Origin of the sequence: Micromonospora fluostatini, from assembly GCF_050410825.1 — a bacterium.
Lineage (GTDB): Bacteria > Actinomycetota > Actinomycetes > Mycobacteriales > Micromonosporaceae > Micromonospora > Micromonospora rosaria.
Genome location: NZ_CP191251.1, coordinates 5,355,910 through 5,374,795, shown reverse-complemented (window position 1 = coordinate 5,374,795; position 18,886 = coordinate 5,355,910). Strand labels below are relative to the sequence as shown.

Below are 18,886 nucleotides of genomic sequence, written 5' to 3'. Positions count from 1 at the left end.
GTGGGACACATGGTGAACATAGACACTGGTGGGACGGGTGGGAAGAAGGACACGTCGATTTGTTGCAAGATTTTGTGAGCCTCGTCGATGTCCGTCACATCACCCCAGGCAGCAGGCCGGATTGACGTTCTGTGTCGCTCTCACGACTCTCTGCTTCCCATTGCTGGGATTTGCGTATTCACCCAAAAACGGTGAGTGGCGGCCCGCGTGCGGACCGCCACTCATTTACCGGTACGACCGGGATTCTTCCGTTCGTCAGTCCTCGTCGGACTTGCCGCCCTGCATCCCGGAGGAGATCAGCTCCATCACCGAGGAGTCCTGCAACGTGGTGACGTCGCCGAGCGACCGGTTCTCCGCCACGTCCCGCAGCAGCCGGCGCATGATCTTTCCGGACCGGGTCTTCGGCAACTCCGGCACCAGCATGATCTGCCGGGGCTTGGCGATCGGGCCGAGCGTCTTCGCCACGTGGGTGCGCAGGTCGGCGATGAGCCGCTCGCCCGCCTCGCCCTGGGCGTCCGCGTTGCCGCGCGGGATGGCGAACGCGACGATCGCCTGGCCGGTCGTCGGGTCGGTCGCGCCGACCACCGCCGCCTCCGCCACCGACGGGTGGCTGACCAGGGCCGACTCCACCTCGGTGGTGGAGATGTTGTGCCCGGACACCAGCATCACGTCGTCCACCCGGCCGAGCAGCCAGATGTGCCCGTCGTCGTCCTTCTTCGCGCCGTCCCCGGCGAAGTAGATCCACTCGTCGCCACTGCCCGCCCCGGCCCCGAACCGGGACCAGTACGTGTCGACGAACCGGTCGTCGTCGCCCCAGATGGTGCGCAGCATCGACGGCCACGGGTCACGCAGCACCAGGTAGCCGCCACCGCCGTTGGGCACCGACGCGCCCTGGTCGTCCACCACGTCGGCGACCACCCCGGGCAGCGGGGACATCGCGCTGCCCGGCTTCGCGGCGGTCACCCCCGGCAACGGGGTGATCATCATCGCCCCGGTCTCGGTCTGCCACCAGGTGTCCACGATCGGCAGTTCACCCCGGCCGACGTGCTGCCGGTACCACATCCACGCCTCGGGGTTGATCGGCTCGCCGACGCTGCCGAGCAGGCGCAGCGAGGAGAGGTCGTACCCGGCGGGGATCTCGTCGCCCCACTTCATCATGGTCCGGATCAGCGTCGGAGCGGTGTACAGGATGCTCACCCCGTACCGGTCGACGATCTCCCAGAACCGGCCCTTGTGCGGGGTGTCCGGGGTGCCCTCGTACATCACCTGGGTCGCGCCGTTGGCCAGCGGGCCGTACACGATGTAGGAGTGCCCGGTGACCCAGCCGATGTCGGCGGTGCACCAGTACACGTCGGTCTCCGGCTTCAGGTCGAAGACCGCGTGCGTGGTGTACGCCGCCTGGGTCAGGTAGCCCCCGGTGGTGTGCAGGATGCCCTTGGGACGGGCGGTGGTCCCGCTGGTGTACAGGATGAACAGCGGGTGCTCGGCGTCGAACGGCTGCGCCGTGTGCTCGGCCGACGCGGTCTCCACCGTCTCGTGCCACCAGTGGTCCTTCGCCGTCCAGGCCACCTCCTCGCCGGTGCGGCGCAGCACCAGCACGTGCTCCACCGACGGGCAGTTCGCCACCGCCTCGTCCACGGTCGGCTTCAGCGCCGACGGCTTGCCCCGCCGGTAGCCGCCGTCCGCCGTGATCACCACCTTGGCGCTGGCGTCCTGGATCCGGTTGCTCAGCGAGTCGGCCGAGAACCCGCCGAAGACCACGCTGTGCGTGGCGCCGATCCGGGCACAGGCCAGCATCGCGACCGCCGCCTCCGGCACCATCGGCAGGTAGATCGCCACCCGGTCGCCCGCGCGCACCCCGAGGTCGGTCAGCGCGTTGGCCGCCTGGCAGGTGAGCTTGTGCAGGTCGGCGTAGGTGACGGTACGGGTGTCCCCCGGCTCGCCCTCCCAGTGGATCGCCACCTTGTCACCCCGGCCTGCCTCGACGTGCCGGTCCAGGCAGTTGTACGCCACGTTCAACCGACCGCCGACGAACCACTTCGCGAACGGCGGGTTCGACCAGTCCAGCACCTGCTCCCAGGGCGTGTTCCAGGTCAGCCGCTCGGCCTGCCGCGCCCAGAAACCCAGCCGGTCCGCCGCCGCCTCCTCGTACGCCTCGGCGGTCACGTTGGCGTTCGCGGCGAGTTCGGCCGGCGGCGGAAACTGCCTCGTCTCGTTCAGCAGGTTGGCCAGTGCCTCACCACTCATGCCATGCTCCTTCTCCGCTCACGTGACCTGCGTCTCACTGACGCTGAGGTTAGCCGGGCGGCCCCGCCCAGGCGACCGGTGCGGCCCGGACCGCGCCGAGCGGCCGACACCACGCGCCGAGCTGTAAGGAGGGGCCCCCTGTTAACGCATACGGTAGAGAAGGGTCCCCTTCTCACCCCGGAGGCGGGGGCGGTCGCCGGGGGTTCGCTAGCGTGGCGGGGTGACCGCCGACCCGCTCGCCCCGCTGCTCGCGCTCGCCGACATCGCACCCGCCGTCGACCGGGCCCGCGAACGGTTCGACCAGGCGCTGCGGCACCGCGCGTTGCGCCGGCACGGTGGCCAGGTCGCGGCCGAGGTCAGCCTGCGGTCCGCCGTGGCCAGCACCGCGCTGCAGGGGTACGCCCACGACCGGGAGACGGTCCGGGCCGGCACGGTCACCGACCCGGTGCTCCAGGGGGCGCTGCGGGTGGCCGGAGCGCTGCCCGGCCTGACCGAACGCTGGTCGAAGGCGCCCCGACAGGTGCTGGCCCGGCTGCACGTGCTCGCCGCCCGCGAGGTCGTACCCGAGGGGGAGCTGGGGCGGCCGGTCGCCGATCCGGTGGTCGGCGCGCGCCTGGACGCGCTGGCCGGCCTGGTCGCGGGCGGCACGACGGTCTCCCCGCTGGTGCTGGCCGCCGTGGTGCACGGCGAGCTGCTGGCGCTGCGGCCGTTCGCCGGGCCCTCCCCGGTGGTGGCGCGGGGCGCCGCGCGGCTGGTGCTGATGTCCACCGGCTTCGACCCGCGCGGCCTGCTCGCCGTCGACGTCGGCCACCACGAGCGGGAACCGGAGTACGTCGGCGCGGCCGGTGCCTTCGCCACCGGCACCCCGGACGGGCTGCGCTCCTGGCTGCGGCACTACGCGACCGCCGTCGAGATCGGGGTCGACCAGCTCACCGCGATCGGCGACGAGATCCTCGCCGCCACCTGACCGCGCCACCCGACCGCCTCTGCCGCCGACCGGTCCCGGCCCGCGTTTCGTCCGCCGGCAGGATCGCGCGGGCCCGCCTGGCTGCGGTCCGCCCCGTCGGTGCCTCAGGTGCCGGCCGCTACCCGGGTGCGCCGGTGCCGGCCGTACCAGGCGATCCCGATGGCCACGCCCACCCCGACGCCGAGCGCGGCGGCGGCGACCGGCACGGCGGGCCGTTCCCGCAGCCGCCGGCCGAGCGGGACCGGGTTGCGGAACTCCAGCACCGGCCAGGCGTTCTCGGTGGCCAGCTTGCGCAGCGCCCGGTCCGGGTTGACCACGGTCGGATGGCCGACGCACTCCAGCAGCGGCCGGTCGCTGTACGAGTCGGAGTAGGCGTACGAGTCGGCGAGGTCGTACCCCCGCTCGGTGGCCAGCTCACGGACCCCGTCGACCTTGCTCGGACCGGCCGCGTAGAACTCGACCTCGCCGCTGTACCGGCCGTCCTCGACCGCCATCCGGGTGGCGATCACGTCGGTGATGCCCAGCAGTTCGCCGATCGGCCGGACCATCTCCTCGCCGGAGGCGGAGACCAGCACCACGTCCCGCCCGGCCGCCCGGTGCTCCTCGATCAGCACCGCGGCCTCGGCGTACACGTAGGGGTTGATCAGCTCGTGCAGCGTCTCCGCGACGATCTGGCGGACCTGTTCCACCTGCCAGCCCTTGCAGAGGGTGGCCAGGTAGTCCCGGGTGCGGGCCATGGTCTGCTCGTCCGTCCCGCCCAGCCGGAACATCAACTGCGCGTACGCAGACTTGACCACGTCACGCCGGGTGATCAGCCCGTCCCGGTAGAACGGCCGACCGAACGCCAGGGCGCTCGACTTGGCGATGACGGTCTTGTCCAGATCGAAAAAAGCGGCACTTCGGCCCACGGCGCGAAAGTCTAGCCCGATGGTCTATGGTCGGCGGGTGCCCGGGGCCCGATGGTTACGCCGATCTGCGGGGAAGGGCCCACAATATCACGCATACCAGTGATCGTCGTCACACTCTGCGAGCGGGAATTTGCAGGGAGTGGAGGTAACACCACTCGACGTGCGCCTGTGTGCTCAGGCATGCTAGTCCTCAAAGCAAGTTTCTAGATTTTCCGCTTCGGAATCAGACCCTCGGCGGTTGCACCCCCCGTAACCGCTGAGTGGGTTCGGCTCAACCCCCCCGGAGCCGAACCACCCGACGACCCCCGTCTCCCCCCGACGGGGGTCGTCCCTTTGCGCTGGGAGCGCGCCACCGCAGCTCACAGGTCGTCCTTCGCCCCGTCGAGAAGGCTCGTAGGGGGCTTTCCGCCTGCCGGAGGCGGCAGGGAGGCAGCAGAGCCGTCGAACGCCTCCAGGACGCGCGCCGCGTAGTCGTCCGGCGTGTGGGTGTACCGGTTGTTCGGTGGTGAACTCGGCGGACCACTCGACGCCGTCCTCGTCGGCCCAGACGGCGCGGTACCGGTACGGACCGGCGTCGACGACCTGGCCGAGCAGGCCGGCGCGGACGAGGGAGGGCCGCCAGACCCGACGCCGGAAGTTCGACCGCCGCAGGGGACGCCCGACCCGGTCGCGGAAGACCAGGGTGCGCGGGTCCGGGTCGTCGGCGGCGGCGAGCAGGTCGCGGAGCGCGGCCAGGAGGAAGCCGGGCAGCGGCACGGTCCGCACGCCGGCGCGACTCTTCGGGTACGGGCGCAGCACGATCCCGCCGTGGGTCTCCTCGGCGACCTGGACGACCCGCAACGAGGCCCGGTCGAGATCCACCGACGACCAGGTCAGCCCGGCGCACTCACCCCAGCGGAGCCCGGCACCGGCGGCAGACCGGTCGCGGGGCAGCCGGACGCCTTCGGCGGGGTTCTCGGCGATCAGCCGCGCCTGAACCGCCGTCCGGAGGATCATCGAAGTCGACCTTGCCGAGCGGCCAGTCACCCCATTTGGGCAGGACGTGCGTCCGGAGATCCCGTCCGATCCGCGTAGCTCAACGTGGCGCAGCGCCCACCGATCAGCATCCAGCTCGTCGTAGTTCCAAGGTCGTCATCGGGCCGGTACCAACGGACGTACGTGAGCACGCGGCCATTGTCGCGGAGCCGGTGGTAGTTGGGCGGCCGACGGGGCTGGGGCACACAGGGGGCACACGACAGCGTGAAACGACGTCAGGGAGCGACCAACGATGTGAAGCCCTGGACGGTCCTGGCCAGCGCCGCAGGCACGTCCTCGCAGGTCATGGGAAGACCCCTGTTAGTTCCGCTTCAACTTCAGCCGCCTTGTGGCAGTGGCTGGCCTGGTGGGCGACGGACGAGTCGACCTGTACGCCGGATTCCGCTAGAGCGACGGTTCATGGAAGTAGACGGTGGCCGACCACCAGTTGCCGTCAGCCGTCACCTCGCTGTGCAGGATGACGTCCTGGACCTCGATGCCAGGCCGTTCTTCAATGCTGTCTGCGATGCGACGCAGCAGCGCCGGGACGCTGTCTTGACCGAAGCCTGCCGGGTTGGCCTGTGAGAAGTGCTGGATGGTCCACGACTCCGGGGCGGAAGGCATAGCGGCAGTCTGCCAGAGGTCGGACGGCGGGTCGTTCCCTGCGGTGTGGGGCACACACGGGGCACGAGACGCCGTGAGACGTCATCAACCAGCGAGCAGCCATGACAGACCCCCGACGCGGAGACGGACGGGACTCCGAGCGTGCGACCGCTCGCGTACGGGCGCGGACACGCTGCACAGAGCTTGTAAGCGAGGTGTCAGGTCGGATCCGAACGCGCCCACCGCAGTCGTGTCCGGCTCACCGGACGACGGCGGTGGCCGTCCCGGCCTGCGGCTGGAAACAGGCCAGCCCCCAGCCCCGGGCGGTGGTGACCAGCCACGGGTGACCGACGTACGTGCGCTGCCGGTACCGCTGCCCCGGATCCAGGGTCCGGTACCGCTGGCGGTGGCCCCGGTGGTCCAGCCAGTGGACCACCACCGGCTCCGACCGGGCGTTCACGAACTCGACGTACGTCTCCGTTCCGCCGTCGACCGACCGGAGCAGAACCTCCCGGTGCGGCGGCAGGGCGGCGAGTTCCGGGGTCGTCGGCGGGGTGGTCGCCTGCCGTGACGGGGTGGGCGAGGTCTGTGCGCCGGGCCCGCTCGGAGGCGGGTCGAGGGGCGGCTGCTGCCGTGACGCGGTCGGTGCGGCGGACGTCGCCCGGGTCGAGGGGGCGGGAGCCGACCCGGACGGCGCGGGTGACGCGGACCGGTCGGCCGGGGGCACGGACTGGCTCGGGGCCGGGGTCGCCCGACCGGACGCGGACGCCGGACCCGGCGAGTACGTCGGTGCGGATGTGGGCTCGACGCCGTCCGCGCCGACGATGGCGATCGGCGGGTCGGCCAGCGGCTGGAAGTCCGACTGCTTCGGGCCGGTGACGAACGGCAGCACCCCGATCGCCAGCGCCGCGAGCAGGCCGACCGCCACCAGGGCGGGTACCAGGTCCAGGCCGCTCCGTTCGGTGGCCGGAGCCGGTTGGTCCACCGTCGCGTCGGACGTCCACCGGTCGCCCTCGCCGGCACCGTTGCCGGGCAGTGTCGCCGGTCGGACGGCGGGGTCGGTCCGGGGAGGTCGAGCGTCGGGTGCTGGATGCGGAACGCCGTGTGCGTCGTCCGGTGCGTGCGCCATGAACCCCGATCCCGAGTGAGCGGTGCGACCTGTCGTGGCAGGTCGGCAAGGAGCGCTGAACCGTCCGGCCGGAAGCAGGGGCTTCGGCGGACCCGGCCCGGGGATCCTATGCAATCCCTCGCTGCCATACCAGATCCACTGCCGCTGCGGGCTTCATCCACAGCCGACTGAGTTATCCACAGGCGAGGGCCGCGGGGCGGCGGAGTGTCCGGGTCCGGCGGGAGGGTGGGCCCTCTGCCAGCCGTACCCCTGGAGGCCGCGATGCCGCCCCGTACCTCCGTCACACCGACCCCACGACGGCCGTTGGTGGTGACCGCCGACGAGGATTTGCTCGACGACCTGCTCCGCCTCGCCGCCGCCGGGGGGACCGAGGTCGACGTGGCCGCGGACCCGGCCGCCGCGCGGGCCCGTTGGCTGCCGGCGCCCCTGGTGCTGGTCGGCAGCGACCAGGCGCAGTCCTGCCTGCGGGCCCGGCTGCCGCGCCGGCCCCGGCTGGTCCTGGTCGGCCGGACCAGGGAGCCGGATCCGGGCTGGGAGGTCGCCGAACTCGTCGGGGCCGAACACGTCGCCACCCTGCCCGCCGCCGAGCCGTGGCTGGTCGACCGGCTCGCCGAGTGCGCTCCGGGCCAGCCGACCGGGGCCGCCCGGATGGTCGCCGTGCTCGGCGGACGCGGCGGCGCCGGGGCCAGCGTGCTCGCCGGTGGCCTGGCGGTCACCGCCGCCCGCGCCCGGCAGCGCACCCTCCTCGTCGACGCCGATCCGCTCGGCGGCGGGCTGGACCTGGTGCTCGGCTGGGAGCAACTGGAAGGGCTGCGCTGGCCGGCGCTCAGTGACGCCGACGGCCGGGTCGACCCACCGGCGCTGGTGGGTGCCCTGCCCAGTCGCGGTGACCTGGTGGTGCTCTCCTGGGACCGGGGCGAGCTGCTCAACCTGCCCGCGCCGGCGATGGCCGCCGCGCTGGACGCCGCCCGCCGGGGGCGGGACTTCGTCGTCGTCGACCTGCCCCGCCAGTTCGACGACGCCGCCGTGATCGCCCTCCAGGCCGCCGACCAGGCGTACCTGGTCGTCCCGGCCGAGCTGCGGGCCACCGCGGCGGCGGCCCGGGTGGTCGCCGTCGCGGCCCCGCACTGCGCGCACCTGTCGGTGATCGTGCGGGGGCCCGCGCCGGGGCGGCTCAAGGCCGCCGAGATCGCCCGGGTACTGGGCCTGCCGCTGGCCGGCACGCTGCGCCCCGAGCCGGCCCTGTGTCGTGGCCTGGAACGGGGCGAGGCGCCGGCTGCCGCCGGGCGGGGCCCGCTCGCCGTGCTCTGCCAGCGTCTCGTCGCCGAGGTGACCGGCCGGTCGGCGACGGGGGCGGCCTGATGAGCGGCCCGGCCGACCCTCGGGCGCTCTCCGCGCGGGTCCGGCAACGGTTCGCCGCCGAGGCCACCCCGGTCACCGCCGCCGCGATCGTCTCCGCGGTACGCGCCGAGCCCACCGCCGCCGTCCTCGGCGACACGGCGGTGCTCCGGATGGCCGACCGGGTGCACGACGACCTGGTGGGCGCCGGCCCGCTCGCCCCGCTGCTCCACGACGCCGAGGTCACCGACGTACTCGTGAATGGAACCCGGGTGTGGGTCGACCGGGGTCGGGGCCTGCACCAGGTGGCCGTGCCGATGGGCACCGTCGACGACGTACGCCGGCTGGCGCAGCGGCTCGCGGCCGGCGCGGGTCGGCGCCTGGACGACGGCGTCCCGTACGCGGACGCCCGGCTGCCCGACGGCACCCGGCTGCACGCGGTCCTGCCGCCGGTGGCGACCGACGGGCCGTACCTGTCGCTGCGGACCTTCCGGCAACGGCCGTTCACCCTCGACGAGTTGGTCCGGCAGGGGACGGTCCCCGCCCCGGTGGGGCCGGTGCTCGCCGCCGTGGTGGCCGCCCGGCTCGCCTACCTGGTCACCGGTGGCACCGGTTCGGGCAAGACGACTCTGCTCAACACCCTGCTCGGTTTGGTGCCGCCGACCGAACGGATCGTGCTGGTGGAGGACGCGGCGGAGCTGTACCCGGTGCACCCGCACGTCGTGGGGCTCCAGGCCCGCACCTCCAACGTGGAGGGTTCCGGCGCGGTCGGGCTCAACGACCTGGTCCGGCAGGCCCTGCGGATGCGACCGGACCGGCTCGTGGTGGGGGAGTGCCGGGGTGCCGAGGTGGTCGACCTGCTCGCCGCCCTGAACACCGGCCACGACGGCGGCGCGGGAACCCTGCACGCCAACGCGCCGGCCGACGTGCCGGCCCGGCTGGAGGCGCTCGGGCTGTTGGGCGGGCTGCCCCGGGCGGCGCTGCACGCCCAGGTGGCCGCCGCGTTGCAGGTGCTGCTCCAGGTCCGTCGGGGCGCCCGAGGGCGGCTGCTGGAGTCGGTCTGCCTGCTGCTGCCGCAGGGGCCGGACCGGCTGGTCGTCGCCGTTCCGGCCTGGACCCGAGGGCAGGGCCCCGGTCCGGCCGCCGGCACCCTGGCCGCGTTGCTACGGGCCCGCGAGGTGCCGGTGCCCCCGGTGCTGGGTCCGGCCGGTCGGTCGGGTGCCGCATGACCAACACGGTCTGGCTCGTCGCCGGTGCCGTCCTGGCGGCCGCCCTGCTGACGTGGCCCGTACGCCTGGCCTGGTCCGGCCGCCGCGCCGGCCAGGCGTCGGTCGACCCGGCCCGTCGTCCGGCGGCCCGTCGGGTGGGCCGCCTGCTCCGGTGGGCCCGCCGGGACAACGCCACCGACCCGCTCGTGCACTGGGTCGCCGAGCTGCGCCGGATCCCCGACGCCCACCTCGATCCTCCCGCCCCGGCCCAATCGGCCGGCATTCCCGCGCCCTCCCGCGCCGCCGGTGCCGCCACGCCGTCCCAGGCTGCCGACCTGCCCACGCCCTCCCGGGCTGCCGACCTGCCCACGCCCTCCCGGGCTGCCGGTGTGCCCGTGTCCGCCCGGTCCAACCACGCTGTCGTCACCGGCACCTCCGCGTCCGCCCGGCCGGGCCACGCTGCCGTCACCGGTACTCCCGCGTCCGCCCGGTCGACCGCTGCCGCCGGTGCCGTTCGGCCGCCCGGCGGTGCCGGGCCGGTCCGGCCACCCGGTCGGCACGACCCGCGTCGTCCACGTACCGACGGTCGACCGCCGGTGGTCGGTCTGCTCCGGGGCGGTCCGTCGGCGGCGGAGCCGGGCAACGTCGCCGGGAGCCGGCCGCCCGCCGACGACGTGCGGATCGCAGCGCCCCCGGCGGGTTCCCGTCAGTGGGCCGCCGGTGCCAGGCGGGCGGGGGCGGACAACCGGTCGGGCCCGCCGCAGGCACCCAACGGCACCGGCTGGGCAGCGTGGGCGGGTCGGTGGGGTGCCACGCTCGCCGGCGCACCGAGACGGGCGCTGCTGCTGACCGGGCTCACCGGTGCGGTGGTCGGCGGGGTGCTGGCCGGTCCCGTCGCGGCGGTGGCCCTCGCCGGGTACGGCCTGCTGGGAGCGCGTGCCCTGCTGCGACGGCGGGCCGCCCGGCAGGCCGATCAGGCCCGACGGCGTCGTCTGGACCAGCTCTGCGGCCTCGCGGCGGACCTGCGGGCCGGTCTCCCGGTACCGGTGGCCGCGCTGCCCGATCCCACTGGTGCGGCGGGCGGCGATGCCGACCGGGTGGACCGGTTGACCACCGCCGCCGTGCACCTCGCCGAACGGACCGGTGCGCCCCTGGCCGAGTTGCTGGAACGCATCGAGGCGGACACCCGACTCGGCGACCGGGGGTTGGCCGCTGCGGCGGCGCAGGCGGCCGGCGCCCGGGCCACCGCGTGGCTGCTCGCCGCGCTGCCCCTCGGCGGGATCGGACTGGGGTACGGGATCGGCGTCGACCCGGTCGCGATCCTGCTGCACACCCCGGTCGGCGCCGCCTGCACCCTCCTCACCGTCGCCCTCCAGGCCATCGGGTTGATCTGGGCGGACAAGCTCACCGCGATGCCGGGCCGGGCCGCGTGATGTCCCGGGGGACGCTGCTCGTCGGCGGTCTCGCCGTGCTGGCCGGACTCGTGGTGGCGGTCGGTGTCTCGCGGCGTCCGCTGCGCCGCCTGCGTCGTCTCCGGCACCCGCCGGCCGGCAGCGCGGTGCCCGCACCGAGCCAGCCGGAGCCGCCCGACATCGCAGCGGGCGTCGGTACCCGTGCCGTCCGCTGGCCGCCGGACCGGATCCGTCTGGCGGCGGGCCTCGGCGGGCTGGCCGTGGCGGTGCTCGTCGGCGGCTGGCTCGGGCCGGTCGGCGCGCTGCCCACGGCGGTACTGCTCGACCGGCTGCTCCGCCGGATCGAGACGCCGGCCGCCCGCGAACGGCGGCTTCGGGAAGTCGCCGACCTGCCACTCGCGGCGGATCTCCTGGCGGCGGCGATGCGGGCGGGCGCGCCGGTGGACCGCTCTGTCCTGGCCGTCGCCGAGGCGCTCGGCGGCCCGCTCGGTGACCGGCTCGGGCGGGTCGGCCGGACGTTGACCCTCGGTGGCGAGCCCGACGAGGCCTGGGCGTACCTGACCCCGGTGTCCGGGGCGGACCGGTTGGTGTCGGCGGCCCTCCGGTCGTCGAGCAGCGGCGCGGCCCTGACCGGTGCGTTGACCCGGCTCGCCGACGACCTGCGCGCCGACCGGTCCACCGCCATGGAGGAGTCGGCGCGCCGGGCCGGAGTCCTGATCGTGCTGCCGCTGGGGCTGTGCTTCCTGCCGGCCTTCATTCTCGCCGGTCTGGTGCCGGTGATCGTCGCCGTCCTCGGCGACGTGCTCTGAAACCGTTTCGAGAGAGGGGAAAGACGTGCGCAAGCTCTTCGCCCGCCTGCGCGGCGACGCCGGGATGAACACCGCCGAGTACGCGGTGGGCACGCTGGCCGCCGTGGCCTTCGCCGGGCTCCTGCTCAAGGTGCTCACCTCCGACAGCGTGCAGACCGCGCTGACCGGGGTGATCGACCGGGCCCTGCAGTGATTCGGCGCCGGTGGGCCGGGGACGACCGGGGCTCGTTCACCGCCGAATTGGCGGCCGGCCTGCCGGCGCTCCTGCTGCTGCTCCTGGCCGGGCTGACCGCCGTCGACGCGGTGACCACGAAGGCGGCCAGCCTCGGCGCGGCCCGGGAGGCGGCGCTGGCCGCCTCCCGGGGCGCGGACGGGCCGCAGGCCGGAGCACGGACGGCGCCCGTCGGCGCCGACATCGCCGTCAGCGTCGAGGGCGACCAGGTCACCGCGACGGTACGCGCGCCGGTACGGGCGCTCGGCGCCCGGTTGCCCCGGCTCACCGTGACGGCCACCGTGGTCGCTGCGGTGGAACCGGGCGTACCGGGGGCGGTCCCGTGACCGGGGGCCCGGGGCCCGCCCCCGCCGGGCCGGTCACCGCGCTGGCCCGCTGCGGTGAGCGGGGTGGCGCCAGCGTCTGCCTGCTGGCGGTGGGGCTGGTCTTCGTCCTGTTCGGAACGTTCGGTGCGGCCGTCGGTGCGGCCGGGGTGGCCCGGCAGCGGGCCGGGGTGGCGGCGGACGTCGGTGCGCTGGCGGGTGCCGGTGTCGTGGCCCAGGGCCCCTCGGACGCGTGCCGGTGGGCCGAGACCGTCGCCGCCGCGAACGGCGGACGGCTGACCGCGTGCCGGGTCGACGGGCTGGACGTCCAGGTGACCGTGCAGGTGAGCGTCACCCCGTTGCCCGGCCTGACCCGGATCGCCGTGGTGACCGCCCGCGCCGGCCCGGTGCGCTCCTGACCGCCGGCGGGGCGGGCGGTCGCTACGCTCACCTCGGTCATCGTCATCGAACTGCGGGGAGGACGACAACGCGTGGGTATCCAGCGACACGTCACATCCGAGGCGATCACCGGGCTGGCCGGTGACCTCGACAAGGACGTCAAAGAACAGGTCACCACGGCGAAGCGGAAGATCGAGGAGTGCCGGGTCGACGGTTTTCCCGGCTTCGGGCTGGCGGGGATCCCGCTCCAGATCGCCTACAACGGGATCATCGACGACTTCATGGGCTTCCTCGACACGTACTCCGAGACCATGACCGACGTGGCGGTCACCCTGCGGACCCGGGTCGCGCCCGCGTGGCAGGAGGCCGAACTCAACAACACCGTCCGCTACGGCGACAAGTGACGGACCGGGGGACCGACAGATGACTTCACCGAACCCGGCGGCCGTCGCCGCCATGACGCTGGCCGTCGGCGAGGCGCGGGCCGCCTCCTTCACCCTGGTCAACGGCATCCGCCTGGCGCTCATCCTCAGCGTGGCGGTCGCCGACGTACCAGCGATGTTCCGGGCCGGGGTGACCTGGTCGACCGAGGTGGGCACCGAGTTGTCGCAGATCCAGGCCAAGCTGGACGACGCGATGAACAAGGCCAAGGAGGGCTGGACGGCCGACGACTTCGACGCCCTGGAGAACAAGCTCAAGGAGATCGGCAAGGAGTTGGCCAACGTGCAGGCCAGCGCCGGACTGGTCGGCGGGGGGATGGTCGCGGTGGCCGGCGCGTACGCCTTGTTCTGGGCGTACGCCGCCGTGGTCGCCGCGCTCACCCTGGCGCTCGCCGTCATGGTGCTCGCCGCGCAGTTCACGCCGGCCGGTCCCGCCATCCGGATCTCTGCCGAGAGCATCGTGAACGGGCTGGCCACCGTGCTCCAGACGTGGCTGACCAAGCTGGCCACCGCGAACGCGGCGTTCGGCACCTTCGCGGGTGCCGCACTGCTCGGCATGGTGGGCGGCCCGATGGTGCTCAACATCGACGACAAGAGCGCGAAACTGGAGCAGGTGGAGATCAACTGGAGCGCGCCCAACCAGTTCATCTCCCCGAAGAAGGAAGAGCCGGTCAGCTACGACGATGCCAACGCGCCCGACCAGCCCGGCAACTGACGTGCGGTGGAGCCGGGCGACCCGCCCGGCTCCACCGTCCGCCGCCGACAACCAGCGACCGTCGACAGTCAGTGACCGTTGACATTCAGTGACCGCCGAGGATCAGCCGCCGCCGAGGATCAGCGCAGCCGTCGAGGGGATCAGCCGAGGCGGCGGCGCAGCCGCTCAATCTCGTCCAGGGAGCCGTCGATGCCGGTCTCGGCGGTCCGGCGCATCTCCCCGAACACCGAGTCGGGCGTACGGCTGCCGTCGAGCAGCCCGGTGAGCAGCTCGTCGCCGAACGCCTCGCGCTGCGCCTGCGCCATCCGCTCCTGGAGGTTCTGCGTCGCCACCTGGTGGGCCTGCCGGAACGCGTCCGCCAGGTCCTGCGAGGCGAAGCGCATCGCCCGGGGGTCGACGTAGACGTCGGTCAACGACCCGCCGAGGCCGACGGTCAACTGGACCAGGCCACTGTCGTCGCCGCCCTGGCCGGTCACGTCGGCCAGGCGGGACTGGAAATCCTCCGCCTTGCGCTGGAGATCCGCCGAGATCCGCAACGCTCGGTCGAGTTCGTGAGAGCTGTCCGGGTACAAGTCACATCCCCCGCCGCGTGTGGACGGTCCGGGACCGCCCGTCTTCGAGTCCGCGCCAATGTACCGGGTCGTCACCACCGGCCCTCCATGCTGGGTTTCCCATGGAAGGGAACCGTGGGTGGTCCCCATCGTGGGCGGGCATCGGTTACCGTCGGCTGCGGATCGGAGGCGGGCCCATGCACGACTGTGACGAAGTGATCGGACTGCGCGAGTACCGCGACCCGAGGAAACCGTGGTGGCTGCTGTTGCTGCTGGCCTTCGTGGTCGGCGTGGCCGCCCTGTGGGCGCCCACGCTGTGGGGCGGCTTCCGGGAGCTGAGCACGGCCGGCAAGGTGGTCGCCGTGCTCTGGCCCGTCGTCATCGTCGCGGTGCTGCTGCTGCCGGCGCTGACCCGGCGCGGGTCGCGCGGCGTGGCCCGGGGCGGACTGCGGTCCGCCGGTGGCCCGGCGGCCGGGTCGGCCGCCCGGCTCTGTCCGCACGGCGTCGGGCTGCCCCACGGCGGCCCGGCGGGCCGACTGTTGCCCTGGTCGGACGTGGCCGACCTGCGGGTCTTTCCCGACGCCAAGGGGCGGGGCGGGATGGTCGGGGCCCGGTTGCGGGCCCACGTGGAGCCCACCGGCCTGCCCCCGCTCGCCCGGATGATCGAGGACGGTTCGGTGCCCGACGACCCCTCGTGGCGCTGGCTCGGTGCCGTCCGGGACAGCGCCGAGGCGGAGCGGGTGACGGCCCGGTCGCGCGGCTGGCGGCAAACCACCCCCCGGTGACCCGCCACCCCCGGTGACCCGCCACCGCCGGAGCCGGTCCGGCGGCGGGCCGGGCCGGGTTGGTCAGCGTCCCTGCAGGGCGTCCAACGCGATCGCCATGGCGATCACCATCCGCCGGTCGACCTGCGGGTGCTGGATCTCCACCACGTACCGGTCGCGCAACCCCCACTTCTTGACCACCGAGAAGACCGGCTGGCCCCCGGCGACGAAGTCGAAGTGGTACGGCAGCCAGGACAGCGAGTCGACGAACCGCCGCAGCACCGCCACCGGCATGCTCCGCTCCTGGCCGCTGACCGCCGGCAGGCCGGGCTGCTCCAGGTGCCAGGTCGAGCGCAGCAGCGACTGGGCGAAGTCCTTGCGGAACAGGCCGATCGGGTTGCCGGCGGCGTCGGTGACGTCGTACGTGGCGGCGAGGTCGAGCCGCTGCCGCGCCTTGAACCCGAGCAGGGGCTGCTGCTTGGAGTCGTCGGTGTAGATGGTCACCTGCTCCTTGAAGGCGAGCCGCTTCTGCTGGGCGAACGCCAGCAGCCCGCCCTCGCTGCCGTCCGGGGCCACGGCGTGCACCTCGTACTGGTTGACCATCATCCGGATGCGCTGCCGGATGTGGAACTGGTGCAGGCTCTGCAGGGGGTCTGGCTGCATCGAAGTCTCCTCAGGAATGGTGCGCCGGAGTCTCGCACAGGTCCCGGCGCACCGCCCGCCAGCCCCCGTGGTCGCCGACGGCCGGGCCGGGCCGCCGGGACTGCTGTGGGCGGCAGGACGGCGGAACTATGGGCCGCCGGGCGGCAGGGCGGCGGGGCTGTGGGCCGCCGGGGCGGCGGCTGGTGGGGTCACACCGGTGGTCAGCGTCCGCCGTCGACCGCCGACCGCATCAGCCAGGTGTTGAGCACCTGGTGGATGCTGCGCAGCCGTTCGCTGATCTGGTCCAGCCGTTCCGCCTGGGCCAGGGCGGCCAACGCGGCCCCGAGCGCGATCTGCTGGTCGGGGGTGAGGTGTTCCTGGTCGATCGTGTACAGCAGGTCAACGGTCTCGGCGATGGTGTCGGCCACGACTCCTCCTCCGGGAAACACGGCGAGCTCGGCGGTGGTCAGGGGTGCGCCACCGTCGATGGAAGCGCTCCCATGCCCCCAATGCCCATCCCGGGGTCGATCTATGCCTGCGGCACGCCGTCCGTTCCCGCCGGCCCTGCGGCCCCGGCCCCCCGGCCCGGCCGGTCAGCCCCGGCCGGGGCGGCGGCCCCGAGGTGCGCCAGGACCACGTCCAGGACCCGGACGGCCTCCGCCTTGCCCAGCGGGTTGTTGCCGTTGCCGCACTTCGGCGACTGGACGCAGGACGGGCACCCCGACTCGCACCCGCACTCCGCGATCGCGTCCCGGGTGGCCCGCAGCCAGTCCCCGGCCGTCCCGTACGCCCGCTCGGCGAAGCCCGCCCCGCCCGGGTGCCCGTCGTACACGAAGACCGTCGGCGCCTCGGTGTCGGCGTGCACGGCCGTGGAGAGCCCGCCGATGTCCCACCGGTCGCAGGTGGCCATCAGCGGCAGCAACCCGATCGCGGCGTGCTCGGCGGCGTGCAGCGCACCCGGGACGTCCGGCGGGTCCACCCCGGCGGCGGCCAGCGCCTGCGGCGACACGGTGAACCAGACCGCGACGGTCCGCAGTTCCCGGGTGGGCAGGTCCAGCGGGCGGGTGTCGATCACCTCGCCGGAGGCGATCCGGCGACGCTGGTACGACACCACCTGGCTGGTCACGTCCACCTCGCCGAGGAAGAGCCCGACCGGGCCGGCGTCCACGTACGACCGGACGGAGACCACCGACAGCGAGGTGACGTCCCGCGCGTGGGTGGACCAGTCCGGCTCCTCCGGGTGCACCAGCGCGCACCCGTCGGCGAGGTCCAGCTCGTCGACCACGTACGAGACGCCCTGGTGCAGGTAGACCGCGCCGGGGTGGAGCAGGAAGTGCGACGAGCCGCTGTCGACGGTGCCGAGCAGCCGGCCGGTCGCCGCCTCCACCACGTCTACCGGCGCGCCGCCCTCGCCCCGCAGGTCCACCTCGGGACGTTCCCGGTGCCGCCAGTACCAGCCGGTCGGGCGGGCCCGCAGCGCCCCCGTCTCGACCAGCGCGTCCACCGCCTCCTTCGCGCCCGCGCCGAAGAGATCCAGGTCGGCCGGGGTCAGCGGAGCCTCGGCCGCCGCGCAGGCGAGCTGCGGGCCGAGCACGTACGGGTTGGCCGGGTCGAGCACGGTCGCCTCGACGGGCCGCCCGAACAGCGCGTCGGGGTGGTGCACCAGGTACGTGTCGAGCGGGTCGTCCCGGGCCACCAGCACGGCCAGGGCCTCCCCACCGGAGCGGCCGGCCCGCCCGGCCTGCTGCCAGAGCGACGCCCGGGTGCCCGGCCAGCCGCAGATCAGCACCGCGTCCAGCCCGACCAGGTCGACGCCGAGCTCCAGCGCGTTGGTGGAGGCGAGCCCGAGCAGCTCCCCGTCGAGCAGGGCCCGCTCCAACTCGCGCCGCTCCTCGCGCAGGTACCCGGCGCGGTAGGCGGCGACCCGGCCGCCGAGCCCGGGTACCGCCTCGTCGAGTGCCCGGCGGGCGTTGGCCGCGACCACCTCGGCGCCGCGCCGGGACCGGACGAAGGCGAGCGTGCGTACCCCCTCGGCGACCGTGTCGGCGAGCAGGTCGGCGGTCTCCCGCAGCGCCGACCGGCGGACCTGGGTGAGGTCCGCCCCGGCCGGCTCGACGGCGGCGTCCGGCGGCAGCAGGGGCGGCTCCCAGAGCGCGAAGGTGACCCCGCCGCGCGGTGAGGCGTCCTCGGTCACCGCGGTCACCGGCAGCCCGGTGAGCCGCCCGGCCGTGGTCGCCGGATCGCCCGAGGTGGCCGACGCCAGCACGAAGACCGGCCCGCCGGCCGACCCGACGCCAACGGCGGCGGTGCCGCCCTGGCGGGGAACGCCGGTCGGCAGCGACGACCGGTCGGCCACCACCGGTGGCCGGGGTGCCACGACCGGTCGGGCCGCCGAGCGGGGCGGCGCGGCGCACCGGCGGCGCAACCGGCGCAGCACGTGCGCCACGTGCGAGCCGAAGACGCCCCGGTAGGTGTGGCACTCGTCGACGATCACGTACGTCAGCCGGCGCAGGAAGCCGGACCACTGGGCGTGCCCGGGCAGGATGCCGTGGTGCAGCATGTCCGGGTTGGTCAGCACGAACCGGGAGTGCCGGCGGATCCACTCCCGCTCGGCGCGCGGGGTGTCGCCGTCGTAACAGGCCGGGCGTACCCCGGGCAGGTCCAGGGCGGCGACGGCGCGCAACTGGTCGGCGGCGAGGGCCTTGGTCGGGGCCAGGTAGAGCACCGTGGCCCGGGGGTCGGTGAGCAGGGTGGCCAGCGCGGGCAGCAGGTACGCCAGCGACTTGCCGGAGGCGGTGCCGGTGGCGACCACCACGTGCCGTCCGCCGTACGCCAGGTCCGCCGCCTCGGCCTGGTGCCGCCACGGCTCGACCACGCCGCGCCCCGCGAAGGCCGCCCGCAGCTCCTCGGGCGTCCAGTCGGGCCAGGGTACGGGTACGCCGGGCCGGGCCGGCACCCGCTCGACGTGGGTGACCGGGTCGCCGGCGCCCCGGGCGCGGAGTCGGCGCAGCAGGTCGACGGGCGGCGCCACCGGCGCCCGCTCGCTGCCGGCTCGGGTGGCTGCGGAGGTCACGTCCTGCACTCTCGCACTGGCGTTCGGAGTTGAAAGCTGGGGCCCTGGGTATGGAGGAGCGGCCGACGCTCGCCGGGGCGGGTGCGGCGCGGGATGGTTAGATGCCCAGGAGAGTTTACGGCGCATGCGAGGA

At 74.2% G+C, this 18,886-nt stretch carries 20 protein-coding genes; 11 read left to right on the top strand and 9 right to left on the bottom strand.

The genetic code is table 11. The features are described 5' to 3' along the window. Nucleotides 1-255: 255 nt before the first annotated feature. Nucleotides 256-2,247, bottom strand: a complete 1,992-nt coding sequence (gene acs / locus ACQUFX_RS23745) for an acetate--CoA ligase (RefSeq protein ID WP_428962504.1) — start codon at nt 2,245-2,247, stop codon at nt 256-258. 220 nt (nt 2,248-2,467) lie between these two features. On the opposite strand from acs, the gene ACQUFX_RS23740 reads away from it, so the two are divergent. Further along, nucleotides 2,468-3,214, top strand: a complete 747-nt coding sequence (locus tag ACQUFX_RS23740; protein WP_428962503.1) for a Fic family protein — start codon at nt 2,468-2,470, stop codon at nt 3,212-3,214. A 104-nt stretch (nt 3,215-3,318) separates the two neighbouring features. Here ACQUFX_RS23740 and ACQUFX_RS23735 read toward each other — a convergent pair whose 3' ends face one another. The 4 genes from ACQUFX_RS23735 to ACQUFX_RS23720 all read right to left on the bottom strand — a co-directional run bounded on the left by ACQUFX_RS23735 (nt 3,319) and on the right by ACQUFX_RS23720 (nt 6,724). Continuing rightward, a complete protein-coding gene (locus ACQUFX_RS23735) occupies nt 3,319-4,122 on the bottom strand; it encodes an HAD family hydrolase (protein WP_067361604.1) in 804 nt (267 codons plus the stop codon). Between the two features lie 183 nt (nt 4,123-4,305). Then, nucleotides 4,306-5,118, bottom strand: a complete 813-nt coding sequence (locus ACQUFX_RS23730) for a tyrosine-type recombinase/integrase (protein WP_428962502.1) — start codon at nt 5,116-5,118, stop codon at nt 4,306-4,308. Between the two features lie 423 nt (nt 5,119-5,541). Continuing rightward, a complete protein-coding gene (locus ACQUFX_RS23725; RefSeq protein WP_428962501.1) occupies nt 5,542-5,760 on the bottom strand; it encodes a tautomerase family protein in 219 nt (72 codons plus the stop codon). Between the two features lie 238 nt (nt 5,761-5,998). Beyond that, nucleotides 5,999-6,724, bottom strand: coding sequence for a VHL beta domain-containing protein (locus ACQUFX_RS23720; RefSeq protein ID WP_428962500.1), 726 nt, complete (start codon nt 6,722-6,724; stop codon nt 5,999-6,001). Nucleotides 6,725-7,177: 453 nt separating this feature from the next. Here ACQUFX_RS23720 and ssd point away from each other — a divergent pair, with 453 nt between their 5' ends. From ssd to ACQUFX_RS23675, 9 genes are all read left to right on the top strand, one after another. Beyond that, entirely contained in the window at nt 7,178-8,230 is a 1,053-nt protein-coding gene (ssd, locus tag ACQUFX_RS23715; RefSeq protein ID WP_428967052.1) for a septum site-determining protein Ssd, read from the top strand. After that, nucleotides 8,230-9,435 carry a TadA family conjugal transfer-associated ATPase gene (locus ACQUFX_RS23710; RefSeq protein ID WP_428962499.1) on the top strand — a complete coding sequence of 402 codons (1,206 nt, stop codon included), beginning with the start codon at nt 8,230-8,232 and terminating at the stop codon, nt 9,433-9,435. Before ssd ends, ACQUFX_RS23710 begins: the two co-directional genes overlap by 1 nt. After that, complete coding sequence (locus ACQUFX_RS23705) at nt 9,432-10,847, top strand: hypothetical protein (protein WP_428962498.1); 1,416 nt, start codon at nt 9,432-9,434, stop codon at nt 10,845-10,847. The genes ACQUFX_RS23710 and ACQUFX_RS23705 overlap by 4 nt, the downstream gene beginning before the upstream one ends. Before the next feature lie 158 nt (nt 10,848-11,005). After that, entirely contained in the window at nt 11,006-11,635 is a 630-nt protein-coding gene (locus ACQUFX_RS23700; protein WP_428967051.1) for a type II secretion system F family protein, read from the top strand. A gap of 64 nt (nt 11,636-11,699) precedes the next feature. Next, complete coding sequence (locus ACQUFX_RS23695; RefSeq protein ID WP_245647993.1) at nt 11,700-11,828, top strand: DUF4244 domain-containing protein; 129 nt, start codon at nt 11,700-11,702, stop codon at nt 11,826-11,828. After that, a complete protein-coding gene (locus ACQUFX_RS23690) occupies nt 11,825-12,193 on the top strand; it encodes a TadE family type IV pilus minor pilin (protein WP_428962497.1) in 369 nt (122 codons plus the stop codon). The genes ACQUFX_RS23695 and ACQUFX_RS23690 overlap by 4 nt, the downstream gene beginning before the upstream one ends. Further along, nucleotides 12,190-12,588 (top strand): Rv3654c family TadE-like protein, encoded by a 399-nt coding sequence (locus ACQUFX_RS23685; protein WP_428962496.1) that lies wholly within the window; start codon nt 12,190-12,192, stop codon nt 12,586-12,588. The genes ACQUFX_RS23690 and ACQUFX_RS23685 overlap by 4 nt, the downstream gene beginning before the upstream one ends. A 72-nt stretch (nt 12,589-12,660) precedes the next feature. Then, nucleotides 12,661-12,972, top strand: coding sequence for a hypothetical protein (locus ACQUFX_RS23680; RefSeq protein WP_428962495.1), 312 nt, complete (start codon nt 12,661-12,663; stop codon nt 12,970-12,972). A gap of 19 nt (nt 12,973-12,991) precedes the next feature. Then, on the top strand, nt 12,992-13,723 hold the full coding sequence (locus tag ACQUFX_RS23675) for a hypothetical protein (RefSeq protein WP_428962494.1): 732 nt from the start codon (nt 12,992-12,994) through the stop codon (nt 13,721-13,723). A 140-nt stretch (nt 13,724-13,863) separates the two neighbouring features. On the opposite strand, the gene ACQUFX_RS23670 is transcribed toward ACQUFX_RS23675, so the two are convergent. Further along, nucleotides 13,864-14,295, bottom strand: a complete 432-nt coding sequence (locus tag ACQUFX_RS23670) for a YbaB/EbfC family nucleoid-associated protein (protein ID WP_428962493.1) — start codon at nt 14,293-14,295, stop codon at nt 13,864-13,866. A gap of 176 nt (nt 14,296-14,471) precedes the next feature. Between ACQUFX_RS23670 and ACQUFX_RS23665 the strand changes: the two genes are divergently transcribed. Next, nucleotides 14,472-15,059: a hypothetical protein gene (locus ACQUFX_RS23665; protein WP_428962492.1), complete on the top strand. Its 588-nt coding sequence runs from the start codon at nt 14,472-14,474 to the stop codon at nt 15,057-15,059. Nucleotides 15,060-15,122: 63 nt separating this feature from the next. On the opposite strand, the gene ACQUFX_RS23660 is transcribed toward ACQUFX_RS23665, so the two are convergent. The 3 genes from ACQUFX_RS23660 to ACQUFX_RS23650 all read right to left on the bottom strand — a co-directional run bounded on the left by ACQUFX_RS23660 (nt 15,123) and on the right by ACQUFX_RS23650 (nt 18,879). Continuing rightward, nucleotides 15,123-15,701 (bottom strand): LURP-one-related/scramblase family protein, encoded by a 579-nt coding sequence (locus tag ACQUFX_RS23660; RefSeq protein WP_067361583.1) that lies wholly within the window; start codon nt 15,699-15,701, stop codon nt 15,123-15,125. Between the two features lie 200 nt (nt 15,702-15,901). Beyond that, nucleotides 15,902-16,108: a hypothetical protein gene (locus ACQUFX_RS23655; RefSeq protein WP_428962491.1), complete on the bottom strand. Its 207-nt coding sequence runs from the start codon at nt 16,106-16,108 to the stop codon at nt 15,902-15,904. A 101-nt stretch (nt 16,109-16,209) separates the two neighbouring features. Further along, nucleotides 16,210-18,879 (bottom strand): DEAD/DEAH box helicase, encoded by a 2,670-nt coding sequence (locus tag ACQUFX_RS23650; protein ID WP_428962490.1) that lies wholly within the window; start codon nt 18,877-18,879, stop codon nt 16,210-16,212. Nucleotides 18,880-18,886: the final 7 nt, after the last annotated feature.